Annotated in this window: 29 protein-coding genes and 1 tRNA gene; 10 read left to right on the top strand and 20 right to left on the bottom strand. The window is 32.1% G+C overall.

Annotation, left to right across the window (positions count from 1 at the left end; genetic code table 11):
• Positions 1-163: 163 nt before the first annotated feature.
• Together LS72_RS04935 and LS72_RS04930 are read right to left on the bottom strand one after the other, a co-directional pair.
• Positions 164-248, bottom strand: a tRNA-Leu gene (locus tag LS72_RS04935).
• A 57-nt stretch (positions 249-305) separates the two neighbouring features.
• Entirely contained in the window at positions 306-1,370 is a 1,065-nt protein-coding gene (locus LS72_RS04930; protein ID WP_034553328.1) for an agmatine deiminase family protein, read from the bottom strand.
• 61 nt (positions 1,371-1,431) lie between these two features.
• Here LS72_RS04930 and LS72_RS04925 point away from each other — a divergent pair, with 61 nt between their 5' ends.
• The 6 genes from LS72_RS04925 (at position 1,432) to LS72_RS04900 (ending at position 7,658) form a co-directional block, all read left to right on the top strand.
• Positions 1,432-2,049, top strand: coding sequence for a hypothetical protein (locus LS72_RS04925; protein WP_034553329.1), 618 nt, complete (start codon positions 1,432-1,434; stop codon positions 2,047-2,049).
• An 8-nt stretch (positions 2,050-2,057) separates the two neighbouring features.
• Entirely contained in the window at positions 2,058-3,086 is a 1,029-nt protein-coding gene (tsaD, locus tag LS72_RS04920; RefSeq protein WP_034553330.1) for a tRNA (adenosine(37)-N6)-threonylcarbamoyltransferase complex transferase subunit TsaD, read from the top strand.
• 66 nt (positions 3,087-3,152) lie between these two features.
• Positions 3,153-3,647, top strand: a complete 495-nt coding sequence (gene tpx / locus LS72_RS04915) for a thiol peroxidase (protein ID WP_034553331.1) — start codon at positions 3,153-3,155, stop codon at positions 3,645-3,647.
• A gap of 3 nt (positions 3,648-3,650) precedes the next feature.
• A complete protein-coding gene (locus tag LS72_RS04910) occupies positions 3,651-4,202 on the top strand; it encodes a YqiA/YcfP family alpha/beta fold hydrolase (protein ID WP_034553350.1) in 552 nt (183 codons plus the stop codon).
• Between the two features lie 108 nt (positions 4,203-4,310).
• The gene (locus LS72_RS04905) at positions 4,311-6,329 is read left to right on the top strand and encodes a cache domain-containing protein (RefSeq protein WP_034553332.1); all 2,019 of its coding nucleotides are present in this window, start codon (positions 4,311-4,313) and stop codon (positions 6,327-6,329) included.
• A gap of 18 nt (positions 6,330-6,347) precedes the next feature.
• A complete protein-coding gene (locus LS72_RS04900; protein WP_238700713.1) occupies positions 6,348-7,658 on the top strand; it encodes a sodium-dependent transporter in 1,311 nt (436 codons plus the stop codon).
• Between the two features lie 6 nt (positions 7,659-7,664).
• Here the strand turns inward: LS72_RS04900 and LS72_RS04895 are convergent, their stop codons facing one another.
• On the bottom strand, positions 7,665-7,973 hold the full coding sequence (locus LS72_RS04895; protein WP_034553334.1) for a hypothetical protein: 309 nt from the start codon (positions 7,971-7,973) through the stop codon (positions 7,665-7,667).
• A gap of 94 nt (positions 7,974-8,067) precedes the next feature.
• On the opposite strand from LS72_RS04895, the gene LS72_RS04890 reads away from it, so the two are divergent.
• Genes LS72_RS04890 through LS72_RS04880 form a run of 3 tightly spaced genes read left to right on the top strand, consistent with a single transcriptional unit; the run spans position 8,068 to position 10,525 of the window.
• Complete coding sequence (locus tag LS72_RS04890; protein ID WP_034553335.1) at positions 8,068-9,024, top strand: methionine ABC transporter ATP-binding protein; 957 nt, start codon at positions 8,068-8,070, stop codon at positions 9,022-9,024.
• A 9-nt stretch (positions 9,025-9,033) separates the two neighbouring features.
• Positions 9,034-9,684 carry a methionine ABC transporter permease gene (locus LS72_RS04885; protein ID WP_034553336.1) on the top strand — a complete coding sequence of 217 codons (651 nt, stop codon included), beginning with the start codon at positions 9,034-9,036 and terminating at the stop codon, positions 9,682-9,684.
• Between the two features lie 22 nt (positions 9,685-9,706).
• Positions 9,707-10,525: a MetQ/NlpA family ABC transporter substrate-binding protein gene (locus LS72_RS04880; protein WP_034553337.1), complete on the top strand. Its 819-nt coding sequence runs from the start codon at positions 9,707-9,709 to the stop codon at positions 10,523-10,525.
• A 7-nt stretch (positions 10,526-10,532) separates the two neighbouring features.
• Here the strand turns inward: LS72_RS04880 and LS72_RS04875 are convergent, their stop codons facing one another.
• From LS72_RS04875 to LS72_RS04795, 17 genes are all read right to left on the bottom strand, one after another.
• The gene (locus LS72_RS04875; RefSeq protein WP_034553338.1) at positions 10,533-11,207 is read right to left on the bottom strand and encodes a di-trans,poly-cis-decaprenylcistransferase; all 675 of its coding nucleotides are present in this window, start codon (positions 11,205-11,207) and stop codon (positions 10,533-10,535) included.
• On the bottom strand, positions 11,208-11,963 hold the full coding sequence (locus tag LS72_RS04870) for a hypothetical protein (RefSeq protein WP_034553339.1): 756 nt from the start codon (positions 11,961-11,963) through the stop codon (positions 11,208-11,210).
• Entirely contained in the window at positions 11,960-13,177 is a 1,218-nt protein-coding gene (gene coaBC / locus LS72_RS04865; protein WP_034553340.1) for a bifunctional phosphopantothenoylcysteine decarboxylase/phosphopantothenate--cysteine ligase CoaBC, read from the bottom strand. Before coaBC ends, LS72_RS04870 begins: the two co-directional genes overlap by 4 nt.
• Positions 13,170-15,005 (bottom strand): penicillin-binding protein 2, encoded by a 1,836-nt coding sequence (gene mrdA / locus LS72_RS04860; protein ID WP_034553341.1) that lies wholly within the window; start codon positions 15,003-15,005, stop codon positions 13,170-13,172. The genes coaBC and mrdA overlap by 8 nt, the downstream gene beginning before the upstream one ends.
• Positions 15,002-15,460, bottom strand: coding sequence for a hypothetical protein (locus tag LS72_RS04855; protein WP_238700712.1), 459 nt, complete (start codon positions 15,458-15,460; stop codon positions 15,002-15,004). Before LS72_RS04855 ends, mrdA begins: the two co-directional genes overlap by 4 nt.
• Positions 15,427-15,948, bottom strand: a complete 522-nt coding sequence (locus LS72_RS04850; protein WP_034553343.1) for a GNAT family N-acetyltransferase — start codon at positions 15,946-15,948, stop codon at positions 15,427-15,429. Before LS72_RS04850 ends, LS72_RS04855 begins: the two co-directional genes overlap by 34 nt.
• A gap of 2 nt (positions 15,949-15,950) precedes the next feature.
• Positions 15,951-16,556 carry a ribosome biogenesis GTP-binding protein YihA/YsxC gene (gene yihA / locus LS72_RS04845; RefSeq protein WP_034553344.1) on the bottom strand — a complete coding sequence of 202 codons (606 nt, stop codon included), beginning with the start codon at positions 16,554-16,556 and terminating at the stop codon, positions 15,951-15,953.
• Positions 16,553-17,029 (bottom strand): LptA/OstA family protein, encoded by a 477-nt coding sequence (locus LS72_RS04840; RefSeq protein WP_034553346.1) that lies wholly within the window; start codon positions 17,027-17,029, stop codon positions 16,553-16,555. Before LS72_RS04840 ends, yihA begins: the two co-directional genes overlap by 4 nt.
• On the bottom strand, positions 17,026-17,613 hold the full coding sequence (locus LS72_RS04835) for a hypothetical protein (RefSeq protein WP_052087250.1): 588 nt from the start codon (positions 17,611-17,613) through the stop codon (positions 17,026-17,028). Before LS72_RS04835 ends, LS72_RS04840 begins: the two co-directional genes overlap by 4 nt.
• Complete coding sequence (locus tag LS72_RS04830) at positions 17,597-18,091, bottom strand: KdsC family phosphatase (protein ID WP_034553347.1); 495 nt, start codon at positions 18,089-18,091, stop codon at positions 17,597-17,599. Before LS72_RS04830 ends, LS72_RS04835 begins: the two co-directional genes overlap by 17 nt.
• Positions 18,088-18,660, bottom strand: a complete 573-nt coding sequence (hisB, locus tag LS72_RS04825) for an imidazoleglycerol-phosphate dehydratase HisB (protein ID WP_034553348.1) — start codon at positions 18,658-18,660, stop codon at positions 18,088-18,090. The genes LS72_RS04830 and hisB overlap by 4 nt, the downstream gene beginning before the upstream one ends.
• Positions 18,661-18,662: 2 nt before the next feature.
• Positions 18,663-19,472: a septal ring lytic transglycosylase RlpA family protein gene (locus LS72_RS04820; protein ID WP_138155118.1), complete on the bottom strand. Its 810-nt coding sequence runs from the start codon at positions 19,470-19,472 to the stop codon at positions 18,663-18,665.
• Positions 19,473-19,478: 6 nt separating this feature from the next.
• Positions 19,479-20,546 (bottom strand): lytic transglycosylase domain-containing protein, encoded by a 1,068-nt coding sequence (locus LS72_RS04815; RefSeq protein WP_034554385.1) that lies wholly within the window; start codon positions 20,544-20,546, stop codon positions 19,479-19,481.
• A 146-nt stretch (positions 20,547-20,692) separates the two neighbouring features.
• The gene (locus tag LS72_RS04810) at positions 20,693-21,184 is read right to left on the bottom strand and encodes a hypothetical protein (protein ID WP_084590167.1); all 492 of its coding nucleotides are present in this window, start codon (positions 21,182-21,184) and stop codon (positions 20,693-20,695) included.
• A complete protein-coding gene (locus LS72_RS04805; protein ID WP_084590166.1) occupies positions 21,181-21,840 on the bottom strand; it encodes a lysophospholipid acyltransferase family protein in 660 nt (219 codons plus the stop codon). Before LS72_RS04805 ends, LS72_RS04810 begins: the two co-directional genes overlap by 4 nt.
• Positions 21,841-21,842: 2 nt before the next feature.
• Positions 21,843-23,159, bottom strand: coding sequence for a tRNA (N6-isopentenyl adenosine(37)-C2)-methylthiotransferase MiaB (miaB, locus tag LS72_RS04800; protein ID WP_084590165.1), 1,317 nt, complete (start codon positions 23,157-23,159; stop codon positions 21,843-21,845).
• Between the two features lie 10 nt (positions 23,160-23,169).
• Positions 23,170-23,412, bottom strand: a complete 243-nt coding sequence (locus tag LS72_RS04795; protein WP_034554384.1) for an HP0268 family nuclease — start codon at positions 23,410-23,412, stop codon at positions 23,170-23,172.
• Between the two features lie 174 nt (positions 23,413-23,586).
• Here LS72_RS04795 and nusA point away from each other — a divergent pair, with 174 nt between their 5' ends.
• Positions 23,587-24,708, top strand: a complete 1,122-nt coding sequence (nusA, locus tag LS72_RS04790; protein ID WP_034554383.1) for a transcription termination factor NusA — start codon at positions 23,587-23,589, stop codon at positions 24,706-24,708.
• The last annotated feature ends 17 nt before the right edge of the window (positions 24,709-24,725 follow it).

Below are 24,725 nucleotides of genomic sequence, written 5' to 3'. Positions count from 1 at the left end.
CTCTTTAGAAAAAGACCTTAGGGCTAAATCTTGAGCGGCTTTAATGTTTTCAGATTGGGAGAGGTTTAATGTATCTTTGAGGTCTTTTGGTGAGTATTTTACGGGGAATTATGTAGAGTTAAAGATTGATATTAGGCATTATTGTGAAAAGTTTATTAAATTGTGGTGCGGAAAAGAGGACTTGAACCTCCATGCCTTGCGGCGCCAGATCCTAAGTCTGGTGCGTCTGCCAGTTTCGCCATTTCCGCTAATAAATACTTAGGAAGGGAATTATATTTAAACAAGCTTAATTTAGCATTATGTATTTAAGTATATCTAAATTTTTGGAGTGCTTGAAAATTGAGAGTTTTATAGGGGAATTGCATACTAATACAATGCAAACTCCCGTGTTGTCTTGTTAAAACAGAACAATCAATGGGGATAATTTTGTGTTTGGGTAAAGCATTTTGTAAGATCTTTATCGCCTTTTGGTCATTGTTGTCTTTATAGATTGGTAATAACACGCGATTATTAATAAATAAAAAGTTTGCATAAGTTGCAGGCAGACGTTCATTGTCATAATATTTTGGTGTGCAAAAGGGCAGAGGGATAAGAGAAAAGGATTTTCCTCCTAAATCTTTACAAGCTTTTAATTCTTTTTTCATTTTTAGTAGAGATTTATAATGCCTATCTTCCTTATCCTGACATTCTAAGTAGGCTATGGTATTAGGATTTATGAATCTTGCAAGAGTATCAATATGGCTATTAGTATCATCTCCCTCTAAAAAGCCATTATGAAGCCAAAGAATCTTTTTTAAACCAAAATCTTTTTTGAGGATTTTTGCGAGTTTTTTTTGAGAATAAGCAGGGTTACGATTTTTTTCTAAAAGACATTGAGTGTTAGTAAGTAAAATGCCATTCCCATTAGATTCTATACTTCCTCCCTCTAAGATAAGTTTTTTTGTTTTGACATTTTGTAAGATTTTGAGTTTTTTTAAATTACTTGTTATTTGATTATCAAGATTTGCCGCAAATTTTAACCCCCATCCATTAAAACCATAATTTAGTGTAATATTTTGACCATTTTTGCAAATGGTAATTCCTCCAAAATCTCTAGCCCAAGTATCATTAGTTGGCATTTCTATGAGATAAAGATTATAAAGGAGTTTCAAATCCCATTGCCGAGTTATAAAATAATTTTGTAGATAGATTTTGGTTTCTTGTCTATTTTGGGAGATTAAAAGACAAGTTTGAACTTGCAAAATTTGGTAAATAATTTCGCAATAGACTTTTCGTGTTTCTTCTAAATACTCTTTCCAAGGAGAATCTTTATGGGGGAAGCAGAGTAATGTGCCATCTTGTTTTTCCCATTCAGCGTAAAGTTTTTTCATTTTCTGTTCTTTTTTAAAAAAATACCGATATTATTACATAAATTTTGTCAAGGAGGGCATAATGGCTATAGAGAATGTGAAAGGTAGTTTAGAATATAGTAAAGATTTGCAATCTGCGATGGCTTCTAATCCATTGAAAAAAGAAACGACGAGTGAAATACAAAGACAGAAGAATATTCAAGAGGCTGCTTCTAAGATTGATGCAAAAGCCCTAATGACTAGTTATGTCGTGGAGTTTCAAATGAATGTTAGTAGCACTAGCGAAAATAATTTTAATAGCCAAAATAGTGTTAGTTTATTGGGAGGCAGTGCCTTGAGTAATCCTGATAGATTAACGAGTATTCTTAATGGTTTAGATTTAAATGCCATTGGATATAAGGGCAAGCCATTACAGGAATTAACATCTAATGAGGCTAAAGCATTAATTGCAGAAGATGGGTTTTTTGGTATTGCAAAAACTTCAGCAAGGATTGCAGATTTTGTGATAGCCGGTGCAGGTGATGATGTAGAAAAGCTAAAGGCAGGAAGAGAAGGGGTAATACGCGGTTATAATCAAGCACAAAAGGCTTGGGGTGGAGAGTTACCAGATATTAGTAAAGAAACCCTCCAAAAATCTTTAGAGAAAATTGATAAGCGATTAACAGAGCTTGGTGTGAATGTTTTAGAGGAAAATGTTTAAGGGATACTTTGGGCGGATTAATTTTAAGTATAGAAAGCAGTTGCGATGATAGTTCTATTGCGCTTACAGAGATTCAAACAAAAAAAATTATTTTTCACCAAAAAATCTCTCAAGAGAAACAACATTCTGTATTTGGGGGAGTTGTTCCGGAGCTTGCAAGCCGATTGCATGCAGAGTTGCTTCCACAAATTTTAGAAAAAACTCAATCTTATTTTAAGGATTTAAAGGCGATTGCTGTTACCACTCAACCTGGTTTAAATATAACTTTATTAGAGGGATTGATGATGGCAAAAACCCTAGCTTATACTTTAAATCTTCCTTTAATTGGTGTTAATCACCTCAAAGGACATCTTTATTCGCTTTTTTTAGAAAAAGATTCCATTTTTCCACTAGGCGTGTTATTGGTTTCAGGTGGGCATAGTATGCTCTTTGAAGCAAGAAGTTTTACAGAGATGAAGATTGTAGCAAGAAGCATTGATGATAGTTTTGGGGAGAGTTTTGATAAAGTCTCTAAAATGTTAGGATTAGGATATCCAGGAGGTCCGATTGTAGAATCTTATGCAAAAAACGGTAATGATTTAGCTTTCTCTTTTCCTATTCCTTTAAAGAGCAAGAAAAAGTTTGCTTTTAGTTTTTCGGGTCTTAAAAATGCGGTGCGATTAGAAATAGAAAAAGTTAAATCTAAAACAATGGATTTGGAGAGATTTAAGGCTGATATTTGTGCGAGTTTTCAAAGAGTGGCTGTTGAACATTTATGCCAAAAATGTAATATTTTTTTACAACAAAACCAAAAACGCGAAGATAAAGAATACCAATGGAGACATTTTGCTATTGTTGGGGGAGCAAGTGCTAATGGGTTATTAAGAGAGAAGATAACTAGAATTTGTGAAAATTATGGCATTTTTCTACTTTTATCGCCTTTGGAATATTGCTCAGATAATGCGGTAATGATAGGGCGAGTAGCCATTGAATCTTATATGCGAAAGGAATTTGATGATTTAAATCTTCAAGCAATTCCTAAAATGCAAACTTTTTAATCTTGTTTTTAGCTAAAGTTATTTAGAATTGAGAACTTTTAAATAAAATATTGTAAGGATAATGAGATGGTTACTTTTAAAGGAAGTTCTGTTAAATTAGCAGGTAAAGAAATAAAAGTTGGCGATACTGCTCCTAAGGTAGAGCTAGTAGCAGGTGATTTAAGCCTCAAATCTGTTGGTGGTTCAACTGGAAAATATCAAGTTATTAATGTTGTTCCTTCATTAGATACTGGTGTATGTGCAACACAAACAAGAAAATTTAATGAAAAAGCGGCAAGTTTGGCTAACACAGAGGTTTTTGTTGTGTCTTTAGATTTGCCTTTTGCACAAGGTAGATTTTGTTCTACAGAAGGGATTAAAAATGTAGAGGCATTAAGTGATTTTAGAAATAAAAAATTTGGTGAATCTTATGGGGTATTACTAGATGGTTCTCCTTTAGATGGGCTTTTAACACGTGCGGTTTTTGTTGTTGATCCACAAGGTAAAGTGGTTTATAAAGAGATTGTTTCTGAAATCACAGAAGAACCTAATTATGAAGGTGCTTTGAGTTCTATCAAGTAATTGATGCTTTTATATTTGCACGGATTTAGAAGTATAGGATTGTGCTATAAAGGCACAATCATCCGTGATTTTTCTCCTCATTCTCTCACTCCTAATCTTCCTTATATTCCGGATTTGGCTATAGAATTTATTCAATCCCTTATTGAAAAATACCAAAAGCAGTATAAGATTTGTTTAATAGGAAGCTCACTTGGGGGATATTATGCGACTTTTTTAGCAGAAAAATATCATCTTAAAGCTATATTGGTTAATCCCGTTATTGATGGTTATAAGACTTTGCTTCCAGCAGTTGGAAGAATTCATATTCCTTACAATAATCAGACTTTCCTTTGGACTATAGATTTGGCTTTGAGCTTAAAACAATATTATGTAGAAACCATTACCCCCAGCCTTTATTATGTGATGTTGCAAAAGGGAGATAAAGTCTTAAATTATAAAAATGCTGTTGAAAAATTTAGAGATTCTAAAATGCTTCTTCAAGAAGGTGGCTCTCACCGCTTCGAAAATTTTCAAGATCAAAAAGATTCTATTTTGCAATGGGCAGATGAATATTAAATTTAAAAAGATTAAAAGAAAATTTAGGTTTTTTAATCTTTTTTATAAAATAATGTGGTTATAATATTGGCTCTTTCCAAAAATATTAAATTTATTTTAAGGAATAAAATGGAGCAATCAACAATTGGTATCTTAAGCACTTATATGCCTATGGCGGAACGATATAAATCCCAGTTTATATCGCTTAATACATTGCTTAGTAAAACAACACTTACAGGAAAAATAAGCTCTTTAGATATAGCAGAAAATTTATTCGATTATATGGAAAAAACACAAGAAAAATTTGAGTCTTTGCAAAATAAGTTGATTCACACAATTATTGAGCAAAGTTTTTTAAATGGTTATGAAGAAGCACAAGTTTCTGTGAAAATTATAGGAGATAGAGTTGTTGGTGAATTAGATGCTTGTTATAAAAGTATTTCTATTTTAGCAAGAAGCTCTCATGCTATACGTTTATATAAAGAATTTCACTCTAAATATAATACACATAAAGATGAGGCACTTGAAAAATTAGAGGAACTCCGTGGCTATTTACAAGCTTTTAAGGAGAGTTATTTAGTTTATAAAGATGTTTTATTGTTTGATGCTCAGGGAAAGATGGCGTTCTCTTTAAATGGTGATGCAATGCCAGCAACAAAGATGTCAGCTGTTTTAGAGGCTGATAATATAGCTCTTTGTCAAGATTTTTATCAAAAAGTAGATTTTTATAATGAAAATTTAGATTATCAAAGCAATGAATACTTTTTTGTAGTGCCTATGCGTGAAGATAAAGACCAAAGCTCTTTTGCTACAATTGTGCTTATTGTGAATTTGGATGATATTTTTAAAGAAGTTGTTTCTTTGTTTCCTTATAGATTGTCTCAAGCAAATATTTTTATCGTGGATTCAAAAAATCATGTTTTATATTCGGATAATAGTAAATTGTTTGCAGAAGGACGAGTAATAACTTTTAATGTGAATAAAGATTTTACTTTTTTAAGCGTTCGATCTAGACTTTGCCTTACCGCTTCTCAGTCTTTGTCTGTTGCGGAGTCTTATAAAAGTGTTACTTCTGAATGGAAAATTTATCGTGTTGTTCCTTTATCTGTGATATTTGATGTTAAAAGTCGTAGTAAGCACGAAATGGAAGCTTATCTGTTAGAAGATTCTTTATTGATTACTGGAGATTTGAGTAATGTAATTATTGAAGCTGAAAATATCAATGAAGACTTAGGCGATGTTGTGATTAATGGTGAAATTATTGCTTCAAAGAGTCACTCTTATGCTCTTAATCCCATTTTAAATAGCATTAGAATCCTTAGTGAAGAGATGAATGCTTTATGTATTACCTCCACAGAAGAACTTCAAAAAGGTATTTATCATACTTTATTTAATGTAGTTGGGTATTATTCGCAGTATTTTGCTACGACAATGGATGTTTTATTGTCAAATTGCATTAAAGATATTCGTTGGATTGAAAATCTTGCAGGTTTTAGAAAATTCTTAGAAGAACCTAATGCAGCTAATGAAGTAGATATGATTGCACTTTTGGAAAGATTAGGGAATAGTTTTAAGTCTTATTATAATATATTGTTTTTTAACGAAAGGGGAGAAATATTAAAAAACTCTAGAAAGCAAGATGATATTAGTGGTCAAAAAATTGTTATTGCTGAGAAAGTTTCGCAACTTTCAATTTATAAAAATGGTATTTTCATATCAAATTATGAGAAAAGTAATTTTTATAATAATAAAGAAACTTTTATATTTTATGTTCCAATCCTTAAAGAAAATCGTGTGATAGGAGGACTGGCTTTTGTTTGGGAATCTGAAATTCTAGCAACAATTTTAAAATCTTCTTTATTAAAAAATCTTTCTATTATCTCAGAAAAGAGTGAAGTTTTTACTGTTTTGTTTGATTCTAATGGAACGATTTATGCTACTACAAAAGAAGATTTTTCTTTTGAAGGTTTCTTTGAAAAACAAATAGATTTTAAAAAACTTAAAAACACTAAAGAGATTATAAAGGTAGGTAATAAGTTTTATTTAATGTCTTTAGAAACTACTAATGGTTTTCATATTACTAACCAAAGAAAATCTCTGTATTGTGCTATTTTTGTCGCTATTAAAGAGGATAGTGAGATTCAATAAATGATAAGATTCTCTAAGGTGGGCTATATCTTAGCAACTGCTGGGAGTGCCATTGGTCTTGGAGCTATATGGAAATTTCCCTATATGACAGGGCAAAATGGCGGAATGGCATTTGTTTTTGTCTTTACTTTAGCCTTTTTGCTATTTGGCATAAGCGTATTTATTGTTGAAATATTTTTTGGTAGAGCATCTAGACAAAATGCTATTAGCACTTTTGCATCTTTAGCACCAAAAAATATGGGATTCCTGAAATTTGGTGGATGGATGATATTTTCTGGAGTCTTGATTTTTTCTTTTTATGTGGTAGTTTTGGGTTGGTTATTACATTATTTGTTTTTAGTGATAGCTGGAGGATTGCCAAAGAGTTTAGAAGCCGCTGAAGTCTTGTGGGTTGAATTTATAGGTGGTGAGATTCCCTATCAACTTCTTTGGCATTTTGTAATTGTTGCTCTTTGTGCTTATATTTTAAGTAAAGGCGTTAAGAAAGGTATTGAACGTTTAAATTTTATTTTAATGCCCCTGCTGCTTTTAATTTTTATAGGATTGCTTGGGTATTCTATGTTTCAAGATTCTTTTAAGCAGTCTTTTGAATTTTTATTTACTCCTGATTTTAGTAAGCTTAATGCAAAAGTAATTGTAGAGGCAATTGGGCAAGCTTTCTTTTCTCTTTCATTAGGAGTGGGTGTGATTTTAACTTATTCTAACTCAATACCTAAAGAGGGGAATTTTATTCGTTATACCATTATTATTGCTTTACTTAATTTTATTTTTTGCTTGATAGCGGGATTGGTTGTTTTTACTTTTATTTTTGGTTATGGGGCAGAACCCTCCAGCGGTCCAGGTCTTGTTTTTATCTCCCTGCCTTTAATTTTTGCTAATATGGGAGTTAGCGGAGATATTATTGCCTTTTTATTTTTTGTCGCTTTGATTTTTGCAGGAATTACTTCTGCAGTTTCTATGCTAGAGCCTTTTAATGCTTATTTAATGGAAGCTTTTCATTGGAGTAGAAAAAAGACCAATTTTTTTAGTATTGGTATTTCTTATGTCTTGGGAGTGTTTGCTTTGTTTAGCAATACAGCTTTGATGAGTGAAGCACTTAGCTTTTTTGATAAAAATCTTTTTGGATGGTTTGATTATATTACCTCTTCTTTTATGTTGCCTTTAGCTGGTGTATTTATGTGTATTTATATGGGTTGGATACTTAAAAAGGATAAAGTTTATGCAATGAGTGGGGGGTATTTAAAAGGGATTTATTTTCAAAGTTGGTACTTTACGATTCGGTTTATTGCCCCTATTGGGATTATTGTTGCAATGATAAACTTAATTTAAATTCTATTATTTTTCATCTTGAAAAATACTCTCTTGAATACTCCTTTGTGCTTCTTGAGCCTTTTTTAGTAATTCTTTTTGCTCTTTTGTTGTGTTTTGTGTGGGTTGTTGTGGAGATTTGATGGAATTATTGTTATCTATAATTCCCATTTTTACAAAAGTATCTTCATAATTTTTGCCACCTTTTTTAATGCGAATATAAACTTGTCCGCTTGCTTGATCATAAAGATAAGTATCATCTAAATCATTAAACATCACCCAAGGTTGAGCACTTAGTAAGGTTATGGTAAAGAAAATAATTAGTAAGTTTTTCATTAGGCATTCCTTTTTAAAGTTGTGGAATTTTAGCAGATTTTAAAGAATAAAATTTGATAGAATATTATTGTTTGAAATTATTTTTAGGAATTTTATGAATTTTATAGAAGTGAGTGAATTAAATAAGAGTTATGGAGATTTACAAATTTTAAAAAATATTAATCTTACTATTAAAAAAGGTATCATTTTTGGTCTTGTCGGTCATAGTGGAGCGGGTAAAAGCACTTTACTTAGGACTTTTAATGGATTAGAAAATTTCCAAAGTGGTCATTTAAAAATTAATAATGTAGAAATTGATAAATTAAATAGTAGGGAGTTAAGAGAATTTAGAAAAAAAGTTGGAATGATTTTTCAACATTTTTCTTTAATGCATAGAAAAAATGTTTATGAAAATGTCATTTTGCCTTTGCAATGTTGGAGGCAAAAAATTGATAAAAAAAAGATTTATAATCTCTTAGAGCTTGTGGGCTTAGAGGAAAAGGCTCAATTTTATCCTAATGAATTAAGTGGAGGACAAAAACAAAGAGTTGCCATTGCTAGGGCTTTAGTTATGAATCCTCATCTATTGTTAAGCGATGAAGCTACAAGTGCGCTTGATCCTTCTATTACAGGCTCTATTTTAGATCTTTTAAAACAAGTCAATGATGAACTTGGTGTAACAATTGTGCTTGTAACACACGAGATGGAAGTGGTTAAAAAAATTTGTAAAGAAGCTGCATTTATGGAAGCAGGAGAGGTTTTAAAGAGTGGGAATATCGAAGAGTTATTTTTAGAGCCTGATAAAAAAATGCGAGAATTTTTAGGAGAGAATGAGATTTTACCTAAAGAGGGCATTAATATCCGCATTTATTTCCCAAAAGAAGTCGCACAAAACCCTATTATTACAAAAATGGCTAGAAATTTAGAAATGAATTTTAATATTGTTTGGGGTTCTTTAGAATCTTTTGGTGGTATAGTCTTAGGGGTGCTTGTGATTAATATTGCTAAAGAATTTCAAGAGGGTGTTTGTAGCTATCTTAGCAAGAGTGGAGTGCGTTGGGAGATTGTTTAAGGAGAATAGATGGATTTTAAAATACTAAAATTACTTTTTGAGGCGACTTTAGATACTTTATATATGAGTGTTATGGCTACCTTTATTGCAACCCTTTTGGCAATTGTGCCTGCTGTTTTGCTTGTTCTTTGTTCCCCTAAGGGATTATCACCTAATGTAATAATTTTTAGAATCTTAGACACTATTACTAATACTTTACGCTCTTTCCCCTTTTTAATCCTTATGATTGTTTTATTTCCACTAACACAATGGATTTTAGGTAGGAGTATCGGTGCTACGGCAGCGATTATCCCTCTTAGTATCGGGGCTTCTCCTTTCATTGTTAGAATTTTAGAAAATGCTCTTAAAGAAGTTGATAAAGGCGTTATTGAAGCAGCACAAAGTTTTGGTGCTGGGAATATCCAAATTATTTTTAAGATTATGTTGGTAGAAGCTTTGCCAAGTATCATTTCAGGCATTACATTGGCTTTAATCTTGGTGATTGGATTTAGTGCTATGGCTGGTGCAGTTGGTGGTGGAGGTTTAGGGGATATAGCTATAAAATATGGTTATTATAGGTTTCAAAGTGATATTATGTTATATACTGTCGTGATTTTAATTTTCTTAGTGCAAGTTATTCAAAGCTTTGGAGATTTTTTGTATAGAAAATTAAAACATTAATTTTTATTTTAAAAGGAATAGAATGTTTAAAACAATTGTAGGTATTTTTGGAGTAATCATTGCTTTAGTATTGGGTGGTTGTGGCGATGATATGAAAGTGGCTTTAGATAATGGCACAAAAGAAAAAACTATTTTAGTGGTAGGTGCTACACCAGAGCCTCACGCAGTGATATTAGAGCAAATTATTCCTTTGCTACAAGAGGATGGAATTAGTTTAGAGATAAAGGAATTTACCGATTATGTAACCCCTAATCTTTCTTTGCAGGATGGTTCTTTGGATGCAAATTTTTTTCAGCACGAACCTTATTTGAATACCTTTAATAAAGAAAAAGGAACTGCACTTGTAAATGTTGCTGGTGTGCATTTAGAACCAATGGGAGTATATTCTAATAAAATCAAGAGTTTGAAAGAATTAAAGAATAACGATTTAATCTCTATTCCTAATGATCCTTCAAATGGAGCTAGAGCCTTAAGGATTTTAGAAAAAGAAGGCATTATCACACTTAAAAAAGATGTGGAACTTGCTTCTGTGCAAGATATTATAGAAAATCCTAAGAATCTAAGCTTTAAAGAAATAGATGCTCCCCAACTTACGCGAACATTAGATGATGTTAGTGCTAGTATTATTAATACGAATTTTGCATTTTTAGCTGGGCTTAATCCTCTTAATGATGCTATTGCCATAGAGAGTAAAGATTCTCCTTATGTAAATATTTTAGTTGTAAAACAAGGTAGGGAAAATGATGAAAATATCCAAAAGCTCATTAGGGCTTTACAGAGTCCAAGCGTAAAAGATTTTATTATGCAAAAATATGGAGGAGGCATTCTTCCTGCTTTCTAGGAATGCCTTAAATCCCACCAAAACGTCTTTGCCGTAAAGAAAATTCTTCAAGCATTTGGGCTAGTTCTTTGTGAGAGAAGTCTGGCCAAAGTGTTTTGGTGAAAAATAATTCCGCATAAGCACTTTGCCATAATAAAAAATTCGATAACCTTTGTTCTCCTCCTGTGCGTATAAGCATATCAACTTCTGGAAAATCTGCTGTATCAAGCGATTGTGTAATGCTTTCTTGGGTAATAATAGAATTATTTTTATGAAGTTTTAAAAATGTGCGTCTTAACTCATCTTTAGAGCCATAGTTAAGAGCAAGGATTTGCGTGAGTTTATTACAATGTTTTGTGAAATTTTCTAGCTCTTTGATTTTTGCTTGTAACTTTTGTGGAAAAATGGAGATGTCTCCAATGCTTCTAAAGCGGATATTGGAATCTAAGTAGATTTGTTTTTTTTGTGTGAGGTATTGGTTTAAAAGCTGTATTAAAAAATCAATTTCTTTTTGGGGACGTTTCCAATTTTCTGTTGAGAAGGCATAAAGGCTTAAATATTTTATTCCTAAATATAGGCAAGATTCTGTAATATTTTGAATCTTTTTAGCCCCTTCTTGATGACCAAAAAAACGAGGTTTTAAACGTTTCTGTGCCCACCTCCCATTACCATCCATAATGATAGCTAAGTGTTTAACCTCCATTTATCCCTCTAAATCAAGAAGAAAATCATTAAAGTCATAGAGGGGTTTAATTTCGCTATTGGTATGAATATTAACTTGATTGATAAATTCTAATTCATTAAGATTATTTTTTAGTAATTTCGCAATGCTCTCATACATTACACTAATATCTAGTTTAATTCCATTATTAAGTTTGTATAAATATCCCCAAGTAGCACCAAGATTTGCAAAAACAGAATAAAACTCTAAATAGTCGTGGTTATTTGCTCGCTTTTTTCGTAATTGTAAGAATCCATCTTTTTTCTCATCATAGTGCAGAGGAAGTGTTAGAACTTTTTGTCTTAGGGACATTAGCATATGGCTTAAAAAGGCAAATTCCCATTTAGATTCTGCTTGTGCTAGTCTATCCATTAAAAATCCTTTCATTGTCTCAAAAGGGTTTTCTCCTTCTTTTAGGAATTGTGCCATAGCCTCTGGGTTGAGCCTTAAGGGGATATTTTGTGTTTTGAGTAAATCGGGCTGTTTAATGAGATTAGAAAGTGTGATAGAGCCATTAGATTTTGCCATCATCGCCCAATATTTTCCGCCAATTTCTAGCTCTTTTAGGCTCTTAGTTTCCATAGTGATATTACCAATTTTTAGCATATATCGGATACCTTGCATTTTCTCCATTACCTCTAAACGCATAGGTAAAGTTGCGTTAAATTGTGTAGCTTGTGTTGCAGAATTTTGTAAATTATTCTGAATCTGTGCAAGTTGCCCTAATTGCTTAATCATAGATGTTTTGCCTCATTAAAAATAGCAAAGCTTAAATGCAGTTTATCAGCATATCCTAGATTTTTTTGTAAATCTTTTGTTACCCAAAGGATTTTATTCTCTTTAGAATCCATAGGGGTAAAGTTCGATGAAATTTCATTAAGGCAAATAGCATCTAAAGATTTTTTGTGTAAAGTTTGCAAGGCGTTATTGATACCATTTTCATCCTCTAGCTTAAAACCAATGGTAATTTGAGATTTTTCTATGCTTTGTAGAATATCTATATTTTCTTTTAAAAGAAGATTCCATTCTTTGCCTATTTCTTGCTTTTTGAGTTTTTTAGAAGCAGATGTTTGTGGAATATAATCACTAATGGCTGCATTCATTATTAAATAGGAGTTTTTTGGATTTTGGATTTTTTGTTGCCAATTTTGTATGGCTTGTAAATATTCTTGTGTGCTTTGCACTTTTATTTTATTTATACCTAGTGGGAGGGGATAAGATTCTGCTGAGTAGATATAGCGTACCTCTGCCCCTAAAAAGTAAGCACTTAAAGCAAGATTAGCCCCCATTTTTCCGCTAGAAAAATTTGATAAATAGCGAACATTATCAATCTTTTCTTTGCTACCACCACTACTAATACAAACCTTTTTTTGTAACCAAAAGTTATCTTTAAAAAACATTCTTAAGACTTCATAAATAATCTCTAAAGGCTCTGCTAACCCCCCATTACCTATTTCTTTACAAGCTAATTCTTTGCTTTGAGAGGCAATAATGGTGATATTCATTTGTGATAAAACCTCTAAGGATTTTTTGGTTATGGGATTTTCTATCATTTTTGTATTTGCCGCTGGAGCAATGGCTTTAATCTTATCAAAAGCCAAAAAACTCTCTAAGAGTATATTATCAGCAATGCCACAAGCAACTTTATTAAGGGTATTAGCAGTTGTTGGGGCTATTAAAAACATATCGCCCCATCTTGCCAATTCTATATGATTGCAAGGAGGTTTTCTCCAATTTTGTGAATCTTTATGTAAAACTTGATGATGACTAAGGGCTTCAAAAAGAAGAGGTTGGATAAATTCCTTAGCGTTTTCACTCATAACTACTCGAATTTCTGCACCAAGCTTTTCTAAGAAGCGTAAAATTTCAATGGATTTATAAACTGCGATACTACCACAAACCCCCAAAATAATCTTTTTCCCCTCTAAAAGTTTTGGCAAATGATTAATCATTGGTTGTATCCTTCATAAAGCTATTTTGTTTGTTTGGCACATAGCCTAGATCAACTAAAACATTAGAAAGTTTAGCTAATATCGGTCCAGCAGTTCCTGATCCACTGCCTCCGTGTTCTACCATAATAGTAATCACATATTGTGGATTATTAGCAGGGAGAAAGCCTGTAATCCAAGCTTGTGAGCGATGAAAATAATCTAGCTCTGATTCTTTAAGCCTTTCTTGATCGGTTTGAGAAATTTTTATAACTTGTGCTGTGCCTGTTTTACACGCTAAATAAGCTTTGCTCTCCTGTGTAGCTAAATAAGCTGTCCCTCCTACTTCACTGCAAACTTGACGCATACCCTCTCTTAATATAGGGAGTTTGCTTTTTTGAAAGTTTGTTAAGGTATCTTTAGGAGGTATGGTAATTATATTCTCTCCCATTTGACTAACAAAATGTGGAGTAGGGAGTTTTCCAGAAGCTATGAGGGCAGTATAATTAGCAATTTGTAAAGGAGTGGCTAAGAAAAAACCTTGTCCAATGGAGCTAACGATACTATCACCAGTATACCAATCTTGTTTGTAACGTTCTTTTTTAATTTTTGGAGAAGGAACAATTCCTATAAATTCATTAGGTAAATCCACCCCGGTTTTTTGTCCTAAGCCCATCTGTCTAAGAATATTAGCAATATTTTGAAAATCTGTTCTTTGTGAGAGTATATAAAAATACACATCAACACTTCTTTTGATGGCTTTTAAAAGGTCAGAGCTTCCATGCCCATCTTTTTTCCAATCACGGAATTTTCTTCCTCCTAATTCAATAAAGGGTGGAGTTTTAATTTCTGTTGTTTCATCAATTTGGGCGTATTCTAAAAAGGCTAAACCCATTCCCATTTTTATCACAGAACCAGGTGGGTAAAGTCCATTGATGAATTTATTAATTAAGGGTTTATAGGGACTATCTCGCAGGGCATTCCAATTTTCGTGAGAGATTCCTCCAATAAAGTGGTTAAGGTTATATTCTGGATAGCTTCCTGCTGCTAGAATCTCTCCATTGTGTGCATTCATTATAATAGCTGCACCATTTTGTCCTTCAAAAATTTTATCCATTTCTTTTTGCACTCTAATATCTAGGGTAGTGGTTAAGTCTCTATTTTCAATAGCTTCTTTATAAGATACAACTTCAACTTCTTTATTGAGGGCGGTTACTTTAACAATTCTTGATCCTATCTCACCTTGTAAATAGGTATCATATTGCTTCTCTAATCCTTCTTTGCCTATGATATTGGTGTATTTGGCAATAGGCTGCTTTTGTATATCTTGATTGTTTGCATTGCTTACATATCCAATAACGTGGGAGGCACTTGTAAGGTTTGGGTAGTAACGTTTAGCAAAAGGGATAATGCGTAAGATTTCACTTTGAGAAAGTTCTGGATAATATTTTAATATCACATCGTGTTCTACAAAGTTAATAATGGGGATATAATCGTGATTATAAGGGGAATCGCCCTTTTTGTAATTGCTAATGAGCTTTTCTTTGGTGTATTGTGGAAAAAATGGCAGAATCCTTTCTATTTCTTCTTCTAGGATTTTAGATTGAGAACGTAAAGATAAACGCGGTGGAAGCGAAATCATAAACCCAACAGTATTAGTAGCTAGGGGAATTCCATTGCGATCTGAAATCTGACCTCTAGTGGGGATAATGGGATCTTCCCTTAAAGTGTTATTAATGGCTTTTTCTTCATAAAATTTATAAGATAGCACACTAACATTAAAGATTTTTATTAATAATACTATCCAAAACACAAGAAAGACTGCAAAAACAATAATGATTCTATTATTCATTCTATAATCCATAAAAATAGCCAAACAAGGATAGATTCACATATTGCATAAGAGAGTAGTAGCCAAGAAAAACTTGGAACCTCATAAAAAAAGCGAAAAAGGTATAAGAATCCAAAATAGCCAAAATAGGCATAAAAAATAAAAAGTGGAATAAAAGCTTTATGATAGCCAAAGAGTTTTCTAAATCTTGGCAGGATAATTTTAAAAGAAAAAGCCATAAAAAGCACAATGCTTAAAAAAGGAAAACCTTTGCTTGCTTCAAAAAAGATACAAAAAGGGACAAGAAAATAGAAGATATTAAATTCCTCATTTTCATAATGTTCTTGTGCTAGGACATAAATAATCCCAAAAAGCGGAGGCAAATAATAAATAATATCTGTGATAGAAACATAAATAACAAGAAAAATCCAAAAAGAAATTTTTAGATATGTTTTATGAGTGCTACTTCGTCGCATAGAGGGAAATGTTTGCATAAGATACAATCCGCCCAAATTTTTTGGTTAGGAATTTTTTCTTTAGGAATTTCAATAAATCCTAATTTTTCAAATAAGACTTTTTTGTAAGTCAAGACTAAAATTTCACTGATATTAAGTTTTACTCCCTCCTTGATACAATCTAAAATTAAAGCGGTTGCGATTCCTTTACGTTGCATAAAGGGTGCGACAATAAGACTGCGGATTTCTGCTAATGTTTGTGAATGGATATGTAAAGCACAAAAGCCAAGCATTTTTGGTCTTTTAAGCTCCTCTAAATTGTTAGGCGATAGATGAAGTTTTTGCTGCGTTTGTAAAATTTCTTCTTCTTCCCAAGCAATATGGTAAGAGCGAATCATATTTGCCATAACTTCAATAGGACGTTCTAAAATAATTCCACGTTCAACTTCTGGAGCTAAAAGCTCACGCATAAAAGGAATATCTTTAAGGGTGGGTTGTGTAATAATCATAGCTATTTCCCCAAAGTGTTTTGAATAAGAAAATCCCGAATCTCTACTATATTTGTTTTTTGTAGGCTACTGCTAAATTTTGCGGTAGTAAATGCTTTTTTGAGTTTTGCTTTTTCATTAGCATTGAGTTTATCAAATTTTGTAAAAATTTGTAGGAATTTTTGGTCTTTTCTTAAAAATCTTGTGATAAAGCTTACCAAGTTTTTATCAATTTCTAAAAAAGGATGTCGGCTATCAATTAAATGGACAAAAAGCTTAATGTTATCACGTTGTTGTAAAAACTCTATAAGGTTTTTATTCCATAGTTCTTTTTGGGTTTTTGCAACCTTTGCATAACCAAATCCCGGTAAATCCACAAAATAGAATTTTAAGATTCCTTGATTTTGATTAAACCATTCTGTTAAAAAGAAATTAATAAGTTGTGTTTTACCGGGTGTTTGTGAGCTTTTTGCAAGATTTTTTTGGTTGCAAAGGAGATTAATAAAGGTGCTTTTTCCTACATTGCTCCTTCCTAAGAATACTACTTCACTAAAAAGGGGTGAGGGACATTCTAAGATATTCTGTGCGGAAGTAACAAAAGAGCTTCGTAGTAGTTGATAGTGAATCATTGTTGTTCTTTGTCAAGTTTAAAGATTAAACGAGCGGGTTTATTGTTATTACCTATAACATTAATATAGCCATCTTTATAGCGAATGATGATTTTATCCCCTTTTATTTCATTGTTTTGTGCAGGTTCTTTAACGATAACATTGCCTAATAGTTGGTATTCTTCAATATTAGGTAGATAGACTACTTCATTGCAAGTTCCTTCTATTTTGCGATTATTTTCTAAAGTGAGCCAAAATTGAACATTACCCACTGCTTGCATTTTATTGGGCTTATTTTTGTTATCAAAATAAATATAAGCTTGACTAGATTGTAGTCTATCACCTTTGCGTTTAATATCTACATTCCCTTTTAAATGTGTGATTTTCTTTTTCTCATCACCCATAAATTCTTGAGCACTTACTTCAATTTCATCAGCAAATCCATTCTTATGCAAAAGCATTATTATTAATAGCAAAAATATTAGATTTTTCATTCTTTATCCGTTATTAAGATACCTTTTATGGTATTTGCAGAGATTTTATTATCTTTATAGGTAATATTTTTACCTTTAATGCGGTAAGTATTAGAGGCAATGATAAAATCCCCATTCCCTAAAAGTTCTTTTAAAGAGGGAGTATAAGTTGCTCTCTGGCTCCAAAATTGCGTGTCGTTACGGATATAATAAACCCCTTGAGGAAAGTTGATAGTATTATTATCGTAGAGGGCAAAGTGGGAATGCAAAGTTTCTTGAGTGTGGGTGTCAAAAAGATAATGATTGATATTAAAATCTTCCAATTCATTTTCTTGTTTTTTATTCTCTCTTCCAATTTTTCCATAAGCAAAAATTTCAACCCCTAAAGGGGATATTTTGTAATAATTAAAATCAAAAATTTCAAAACGTACAATAGCTTCTTGAGGAAACAACGTTTTATTTTCTTTGTCAATACCTAAAACACCCACCATAAGAATACTAAAAAGACTTAAAATAAGAAAAAAATAAATGACAAGATTCCCTCTTGTAAAATGTGATGCAATTAGAAATCTTTGGAGTTGCTGATGATTAGATAAAGATTTCATAAAACTGCTTTTTTAGTTTTTCTTTTTTGATTAAATAATCAATCATTTCTCTAACCGCTCCTTCTCCACCTCTTTTTTTAAGAACTTTATAAACTTCTTTTTTAAGGGGTTTTGCACAATCTTTAGGTGCAAATGAGTACTTTACAGCTCTTATCATGCTCAAATCATTAATATCATCCCCTATTACAGCGACTTCATCACTAGAAATATTAGAGTGATCTAAAATTTCTTTTAAGGCTTTTGCCTTATTATGAATACCTTGTTTTAAATAAGTGATTTGAAGCTCTTTAGCACGATTTTCTACAATTTTAGAATTTCTCCCTGTGATAATAGCTACTTTTCTACCTAATTGTAGCCAAGTTGCAATTCCTAGACCATCTTTGACATTAAAGGATTTAATTTCCTCATTATTGCTAGTATAGGTGATTTTTCCATCACTTAATGTTCCATCAACATCTAAAACAACAAGTTTTATCATAAAATTCCCTTAGTGCTTGGAATCTCTATGTTTTCATCCTTAAAAGAAGCTCTGCGGATTGCTACAGCAAAGGCTTTAAAGGCGGCCTCTATTAAGTGATGATTATTTTTACCACGTTTTTGAATAATGTGTGTTGAGATGCCTGCATTGAAAATTAGAGCACGAAAAAATTCTTCTATTAATTCACAATCAAAATCCCCAACTTTTCCTTTAATATCTAATTCAAAGACCAAAAATGGTCGGTTACTAATATCTAAATCGCATTCTACACAAGCTTCATCCATTACAACAGAGGCATTCCCAAACCGCTCTATCTTTTGGATAGGGAAAAGGGATTGCTTGAGTAGTTGTCCTATGACAATGCCGCAGTCTTCTACACTATGGTGGAAGTCAATATGTAAATCCCCTTTGCAACATAACTCTAGATTCCACCTAGCGTGTTTGCAAAGAGAGTGGAGCATATGATCAAAAAAACCTATACCTGTTTGTATATTTGCTTCCCCTTTGCCATAAATATCAAGTTTTGCCGTGATATTTGTTTCTTTTGTTGTTCTTGTTAAAGATTCCATTTTTACTCCGTTGTGATAAATGCACCACTAATTTTTTGAGACGCAATGAAGTCTCTAGCTTCATTTTCACTTTGGAATCCACTTAGCATTACTCTATAAATTGGTGTTCCATCTAGCATATATTCTTTAATGATAGCTTTATATCCGTGTGATGAAGCGTGTGTGCGTTGGAATCGTATAGCACCTTCTTTGTTTCTAAAAGCACCAATTTGGACGAGAAATTTTGAGAGTTGCATACTTGTTTGTGTTTGGGCTACTTTGTATTCACTTTGGGCTAACACATTTTTAGTTAAAGGTATAGAATTAGAAATAGCACCATTAAATCCGATAACTTCAACTTTAACTCTTGCTGTGCCCTTTTTTACCATATCAATATCTTTTGCAGCACTATTGGATAAATCAATGATTCTACCTGCTACAAAAGGACCCCTATCATTAATTCTAACGATGGTTGATTTGCCATTTTCTTTGTTGGTTACGCGAACAATGGTATTCATAGGCAAAGTTTTATGTGCTGCTGTGTGGGCATACATACTATAGGTTTCCCCATTAGAGGTTTTTTTGCCATGAAAATTGGGTCCATACCAACTTGCAATTCCATCATAGTTCTCTCCTAAAGCTACTGTGGTAGGATAATACCATTTCCCATTAATCTGATAGGGGCGCATAGTGGCTTTATGTACTTGATGGCTGTTATTCATAGAACCATAATTGGGTGGAGTTATTCCAGGAGTATAAGAGGTGCTTTTATAGCTGCAACTTATAAAAATAAAACTAATGAAAACAAATAAAAAGTAATGGGGTTTATTCATTATACCTTATCCTTTGTTTATGGGAATGATAATTTCTTGATTAATAGACAGAGAATTAGCGTTCTTAATGGCGTTGTATTGTGTAATAGTTTTTAAAGATACCCCATAACGTTTGGCAATGGATGAAATAGTATCTCCTTTATTAACACGATGAATGAGAAAAGATAATGGCATTTGTTGATTGGCACTTTTTTCTTTATAGGATGCTAGGAATTTATAGGGGAAGTGAATCGTGTAAGTTTTTGCTTTTGTTGGAGTGAAGTTTTTTTTGAAATGAGGATTATATTGTTTTAATTCTTTAAGGCTTAATCCAGCTTGATTAGCAATTTGGCTAAGAGGTGTTGCTGGAGGGACTTCAATAGAAGTTAAAATGGAAGTAGCACCGCGATTTAAAAAGTAATCATAATCCTTAGTTTTTAGCGTATTTATATTGTGAAATAATAATGATACTGAAAGGATTTTGCGAATATACATACGGCTTTCAAGAGGAATGTATTTTGCATTGGGATCTAGTAAAATGGCTAAGGAGTCGCTACCTGCTGTCGCTATGGCTCTTCTTAGCCTTCCTTCACCACAATTATAAGCTATGGCGGCTAGATACCATTTTCCAAAGTTTTGCTTCAATGTTTTAAGGTAGGTTATAGCTGCTTGTGTGGATTTAATAGGGTCTTTACGTTCATCAATTTGTGTATTAATCTCTAATCCTAAGGATCTTGCAGTTGTTGGAATAAATTGCCACATCCCAACAGCTTGTTTGCTGGATTTTGCTGAAAGTGAAAATTCTGATTCAATCATTGCTAGATATAAAAATTCTTGAGGAATATTCTCTTTAAGGAACATTTCTTTAAGTGTGGGAATAAAGTTATAGCCTTCTTGAAATTTTTCTAATAAACGTTCTTGACGCATATCAGTTAGAAAATTATTTTTAACATTAATAAAATATTCATCATTTAAAAAATCTGGCTCTATATCAAAAGTTTTTAAAATTTCTTCGCTCTTTGTGTTGTAAGTAATGGTATCAAATTGTGCAAAACTAAAATTAAGCAGTAATAAAAATAAAGAAAAAAACTTCATCTAAAAGCCTTAAATATCTTGTTGTGTTTGTGTTATGTATCTTGCTGAATTATTTTTTAATTTTATCTAAAAATTACAAAGTTTTCAATGAAATTTAAAGATAAGTTTAAATTTGTTGGGTTTTAGAAATTTAAAATTTATAAGAATCATTTTAATATTTGAAGGGATTGGGAATCTTTAGCTAAGTTCATTTTTTCTTTAGCTTCTAAGAGTTTATTTTTTAATTGTTTAAACCAATTAAAATATTCTTCTATCGCTTTTTTTTCTTGTTCTGTGGGTTTGTTGGTAAAGAATAAATTATTATAATGTGCTAAAAAATCATCATAAATCCATTGAAGCTCTAAGAGTTCTTGGGGGTTAAGTTTTGACTTTTTAAGAATTGTTAGTGCATCTTCAAAGTCCTTTTTCGCTCTTTTTAGGAAGTTTTGGATATTGATTCTTTGTTTAGATTGGTTATGGATTTGAAAAGCAGATTTGTTATACCTATCTTTCTTTAAAGCTTGTGCGGAGAATTCATAGGCTTTTTGAAAGTCTTGTTGTTCATAAGCTTTTTGGGCTTTTCGGCTTAAAGTGTAAGAGGGAGAGAGGAAAAAATACCCTACTATACTAATTATGAGCCCAATAAGTAATATTTTCAAAATCTATCTTCTTCCATTTTGGATTTGATATATTCTTTTGCTTTCTCTAAGGAGAAATTTTCTAATAAGAAAGGTTCTTTAATGACGCAAGTTATTTTGCTAAAGGGTTTTGGAATCTTAAAATGATCCCAACTTTTAAATTCCCAAGCATTGTGGTAATAAATACGAGAGATAATAATGGGTTTATTAGATTTTTGGGATAGCAATACGATACCATCTGCTATACTATGATAAGGACCTCTTGGACCATCAGGTGTGATAGCAACTAAGTCTTGTTGCTGTAGTTTTTTAATAGCTTTTAATAAAGCCTTTATTGCACCTTTGGAGCTAGAACCACGAAGGGAATAGATTTTAAAAAACTTCACTAAACGGCTAATAATTTCTCCATCAAAGTGTTGGCTAATTAATACATAAACTCTCCTATGTTTATAAAAATGCCTTAAGACTATGGGTTGCATAAACAATTCTCCGTGCCAAAATGCGACAATAAAAGTTTGATTAGCTTTAATAAAGTCTAAGGTTTGTGAAGATATTTTGTATTCAAAGCGGCATACAAATGCAAGCATTCTAACAGCAATAAAAGAAAAAAAAGGAATTCCATAAAGGAATATTTTTTGAAGAAGTATTTTTTGTAGTTTTTTCCTAGTAATTTTCATAATTACATTAATTCACCTATGAGTTGGGCGCCTTTGATTTCAGAAATTTTAACTTTGCAAATTTCTCCTACAAGATTTCTTCCTGCTTTTACCCTAATGAGTTTATTAGTATCACTCCTTCCTTCTAAGAGTTTATTTTGTTCGTCATAGCTTTCAAAAAGAATAGAATGTATATTATTAAGTTCTTTTTGGTTATTTTGAGTGAGAATATCTCTATGCTTATCTTTTAGGAGAATAAGACGCCTTTTAGCTTCTTCTTCATCAATTTCTCCAACTTCTTTATTTTCAATCCATTTAGCAGCCTCTGTATGTGGGCGTGAGGAGTAAATAAAGCTATAGAGTGTGTCAAACTGCACCTTTTCTAATACATCTAAAGTATCTAAAAAATCCTCTTCACTCTCTGTAGGGAATCCAACAATAATATCTGTGCTAATGCTTAGATGGGGGATAAGAGAATACATTTTTTCTACGCGGTTTAAAAACCATTCTTTTGTATATCCTCTTTTCATTTTCTGTAGTATTTTTGTTGAGCCACTTTGTAAGGGCATATGAATGGCTTTACAAAGTTTCGGATTATGCGCAAATTCCTCGATAAATTCATCATCCATATGCAGAGGGTGGGGAGAAGTAAAGCGGATTCTTTGTATGCCATCAATTTGGGAGATTTCATAAAGAAGTTGCGTAAAATTAATTTTTCGATGGGGGATACTAAATCTTTTGCCATAGTTATTGACATTTTGTCCTAATAGCAATATTTCTTTAGTGCCTTGATTGGCTAGACGTTTGGCTTCGTTGATGATTAAATGGGTGGGAATGGATATTTCATTACCTCTTGTGTGGGGAACAATGCAATAAGTGCATTTTTTATCACAACCAATAGAGATATTAATCATTCCTTTAAGGATTGAATTTTGTTTAGAACTGAAAATATAGGAGCTATCATCATAATCAATATCCACCCAAGCAACGCGTTTTTGGTGAATAATTTGGGAGATTTTAGAGACATTCCTAGCCCCTAAGACAAAATCAACAGCTTTGGAACGTTTTAAAATACTCTCACCTAAATGGCTTGCTGTGCAACCACATATGCCTATCTTAGCGTCATTTTTTTTTATCTTTGCATATTGTCCAATTTCTGAAAATAATTTTTTTTCAGGTTTTTCTCTAACACTGCAAGTATTAATTAAAATCAAATCAGCTTCTTGTGGGTTGGTTGTAATTTGATAATTTTCTTTTTCTTCTAGCTCTGCGATGATATGCTCGCTATCACGTTCATTCATGGCACAACCTAAAGTTTGAATATAAAGCTTTTTATTCAAGGGTCAATCTTTACATAATATGTATTTCATACATATAATCGCCTTCATCTAATCCATAACGAACTTCCCTACAATAAGCGTGTTTTCCCTTTTTTGCAAAATATTCTATTAAATTTGTAATTTCTTTATGAGAGTTTTCTTTATCGCAATAAAAAATATCGGTTTTTTTGGCTTCTAACATTTCTTCTAATTTTTTGATAGCTATTTTTACGGGTTTTTGATTAATATGTTCTCGTGCTAATTTAATATCCATAAGTTTTCCTTAAAATTTTTAGAGAAAATGGCTAATTATATATTCTATTTGCTTAAAGAATAATATTTGTCCTTTTAAGAATTTAATAAAGCACTTATAAAGAAAATTTAAGCTAGAATCTTTGCTTTTTAAAGAAGTTAAAATTCATATTTTTTGGTCAAGAAAAGGAAAGATTTGGAAAGGATATTAGATATTATTGAGGGTATTGCTTATGAAAAGGGGTTATCTATAGAGAGCGTTTCATTGGCGGTTAAAGAATCTATTATCAAAGTAGCAAAACAAACTTTAGATTCAAATATCCATTATGATGCTGAAATTGATAAAAAAAATAAAACCCTTCATCTCTATCAAGTTATAAGTGTATGTGCTGATGATGATGAGGTAAAAGAAGATAAAAACAATTTTATTACGCTTTTAGAGGCTAAAAAGCACGATAGTGAGATTAAAGTTGGTGATGAATTACGTTATGAATTAAGTTTAGAAGATATGAGCAGGAGTGCCATTAATGCACTTTTTAGGGAGTTAGAATATAAGATTCAACGGCTTATAGAAACCCAACTTTTTGATAAATACAAAGCCCAGTTAGGAAAAATAGTTAGTGGAAGTGTTGTAAGGATAGATAATCTTGGGAATACTTATATAGAAATTGATGAGATTCGTGTAATTTTGCCTAAAAAGAATCGCATTAAAGGGGAAGAGTTTAATGTAGGGCAAGTTGTGAGTGCTATTTTGCGTCATATTAATATTGATAGGCAAAATGGGATTGTTATTGAGCTTAGTAGAACTACCCCTAAGATGTTAGAAGAGCTTCTAAAATTAGAAGTTCCAGAGATTAAAGATGGTGATGTTGAAATTGTCAATTGTGCTAGAATACCTGGTGAGAGAGCAAAGGTTGCACTAAAGAGTGTTCTAGCAAAAATAGATCCTGTAGGTGCGACTGTAGGTGTTAAAGGTGTGAGAATTAATGCTGTTTCTAAAGAGTTAAAAAATGAGAGCATTGATTGCATTGAATATTCTTCCCAGCCAGAAATTTATATAGCAAGGGCGTTATCTCCGGCATTAGTTATCAGCGTGATTCTTGAGGATAAAAAAGCAATTGTAACCATCTCAAGCGATCAAAAACCAAAAGCAATTGGTAAGAATGGTATTAATATTCGTTTAGCTTCTATGCTTACAGGCTATGAGATAGAGCTAAAGGAAGCAGAAAATACTAATGAGAATTTAGAAAACAATAATAAAGAACAAGAAAACACAAAAAATAATTTAGATATTCTCTCATCACTTTTTAAGGGTTAAATACTTGAAATTTAACC

The organism is Helicobacter apodemus, from assembly GCF_000765745.2.
Lineage (GTDB): Bacteria > Campylobacterota > Campylobacteria > Campylobacterales > Helicobacteraceae > Helicobacter_D > Helicobacter_D apodemus.
Note: the sequence above shows the minus strand (reverse complement) of the source record. Positions and strands in the feature narration are given on the sequence as shown.

What these genes read in the sequence shown, in the direction of transcription:
- LS72_RS04930 (WP_034553328.1), bottom strand. Translation starts at nt 1,370, where the DNA reads ATGAAAAAACTTTACGCTGAATGGGAAAAACAAGATGGCACATTACTC.
- LS72_RS04925 (WP_034553329.1), top strand. Translation starts at nt 1,432, where the DNA reads ATGGCTATAGAGAATGTGAAAGGTAGTTTAGAATATAGTAAAGATTTG.
- tpx (WP_034553331.1), top strand. Translation starts at nt 3,153, where the DNA reads ATGGTTACTTTTAAAGGAAGTTCTGTTAAATTAGCAGGTAAAGAAATA.
- LS72_RS04910 (WP_034553350.1), top strand. Translation starts at nt 3,651, where the DNA reads ATGCTTTTATATTTGCACGGATTTAGAAGTATAGGATTGTGCTATAAA.
- LS72_RS04905 (WP_034553332.1), top strand. Translation starts at nt 4,311, where the DNA reads ATGGAGCAATCAACAATTGGTATCTTAAGCACTTATATGCCTATGGCG.
- LS72_RS04895 (WP_034553334.1), bottom strand. Translation starts at nt 7,973, where the DNA reads ATGAAAAACTTACTAATTATTTTCTTTACCATAACCTTACTAAGTGCT.
- LS72_RS04890 (WP_034553335.1), top strand. Translation starts at nt 8,068, where the DNA reads ATGAATTTTATAGAAGTGAGTGAATTAAATAAGAGTTATGGAGATTTA.
- LS72_RS04885 (WP_034553336.1), top strand. Translation starts at nt 9,034, where the DNA reads ATGGATTTTAAAATACTAAAATTACTTTTTGAGGCGACTTTAGATACT.
- LS72_RS04880 (WP_034553337.1), top strand. Translation starts at nt 9,707, where the DNA reads ATGTTTAAAACAATTGTAGGTATTTTTGGAGTAATCATTGCTTTAGTA.
- LS72_RS04875 (WP_034553338.1), bottom strand. Translation starts at nt 11,207, where the DNA reads ATGGAGGTTAAACACTTAGCTATCATTATGGATGGTAATGGGAGGTGG.
- LS72_RS04870 (WP_034553339.1), bottom strand. Translation starts at nt 11,963, where the DNA reads ATGATTAAGCAATTAGGGCAACTTGCACAGATTCAGAATAATTTACAA.
- coaBC (WP_034553340.1), bottom strand. Translation starts at nt 13,177, where the DNA reads ATGATTAATCATTTGCCAAAACTTTTAGAGGGGAAAAAGATTATTTTG.
- mrdA (WP_034553341.1), bottom strand. Translation starts at nt 15,005, where the DNA reads ATGAATAATAGAATCATTATTGTTTTTGCAGTCTTTCTTGTGTTTTGG.
- LS72_RS04855 (WP_238700712.1), bottom strand. Translation starts at nt 15,460, where the DNA reads ATGCGACGAAGTAGCACTCATAAAACATATCTAAAAATTTCTTTTTGG.
- LS72_RS04850 (WP_034553343.1), bottom strand. Translation starts at nt 15,948, where the DNA reads ATGATTATTACACAACCCACCCTTAAAGATATTCCTTTTATGCGTGAG.
- yihA (WP_034553344.1), bottom strand. Translation starts at nt 16,556, where the DNA reads ATGATTCACTATCAACTACTACGAAGCTCTTTTGTTACTTCCGCACAG.
- LS72_RS04840 (WP_034553346.1), bottom strand. Translation starts at nt 17,029, where the DNA reads ATGAAAAATCTAATATTTTTGCTATTAATAATAATGCTTTTGCATAAG.
- LS72_RS04835 (WP_052087250.1), bottom strand. Translation starts at nt 17,613, where the DNA reads ATGAAATCTTTATCTAATCATCAGCAACTCCAAAGATTTCTAATTGCA.
- LS72_RS04830 (WP_034553347.1), bottom strand. Translation starts at nt 18,091, where the DNA reads ATGATAAAACTTGTTGTTTTAGATGTTGATGGAACATTAAGTGATGGA.
- hisB (WP_034553348.1), bottom strand. Translation starts at nt 18,660, where the DNA reads ATGGAATCTTTAACAAGAACAACAAAAGAAACAAATATCACGGCAAAA.
- LS72_RS04820 (WP_138155118.1), bottom strand. Translation starts at nt 19,472, where the DNA reads ATGAATAAACCCCATTACTTTTTATTTGTTTTCATTAGTTTTATTTTT.
- LS72_RS04815 (WP_034554385.1), bottom strand. Translation starts at nt 20,546, where the DNA reads ATGAAGTTTTTTTCTTTATTTTTATTACTGCTTAATTTTAGTTTTGCA.
- LS72_RS04805 (WP_084590166.1), bottom strand. Translation starts at nt 21,840, where the DNA reads ATGAAAATTACTAGGAAAAAACTACAAAAAATACTTCTTCAAAAAATA.
- LS72_RS04795 (WP_034554384.1), bottom strand. Translation starts at nt 23,412, where the DNA reads ATGGATATTAAATTAGCACGAGAACATATTAATCAAAAACCCGTAAAA.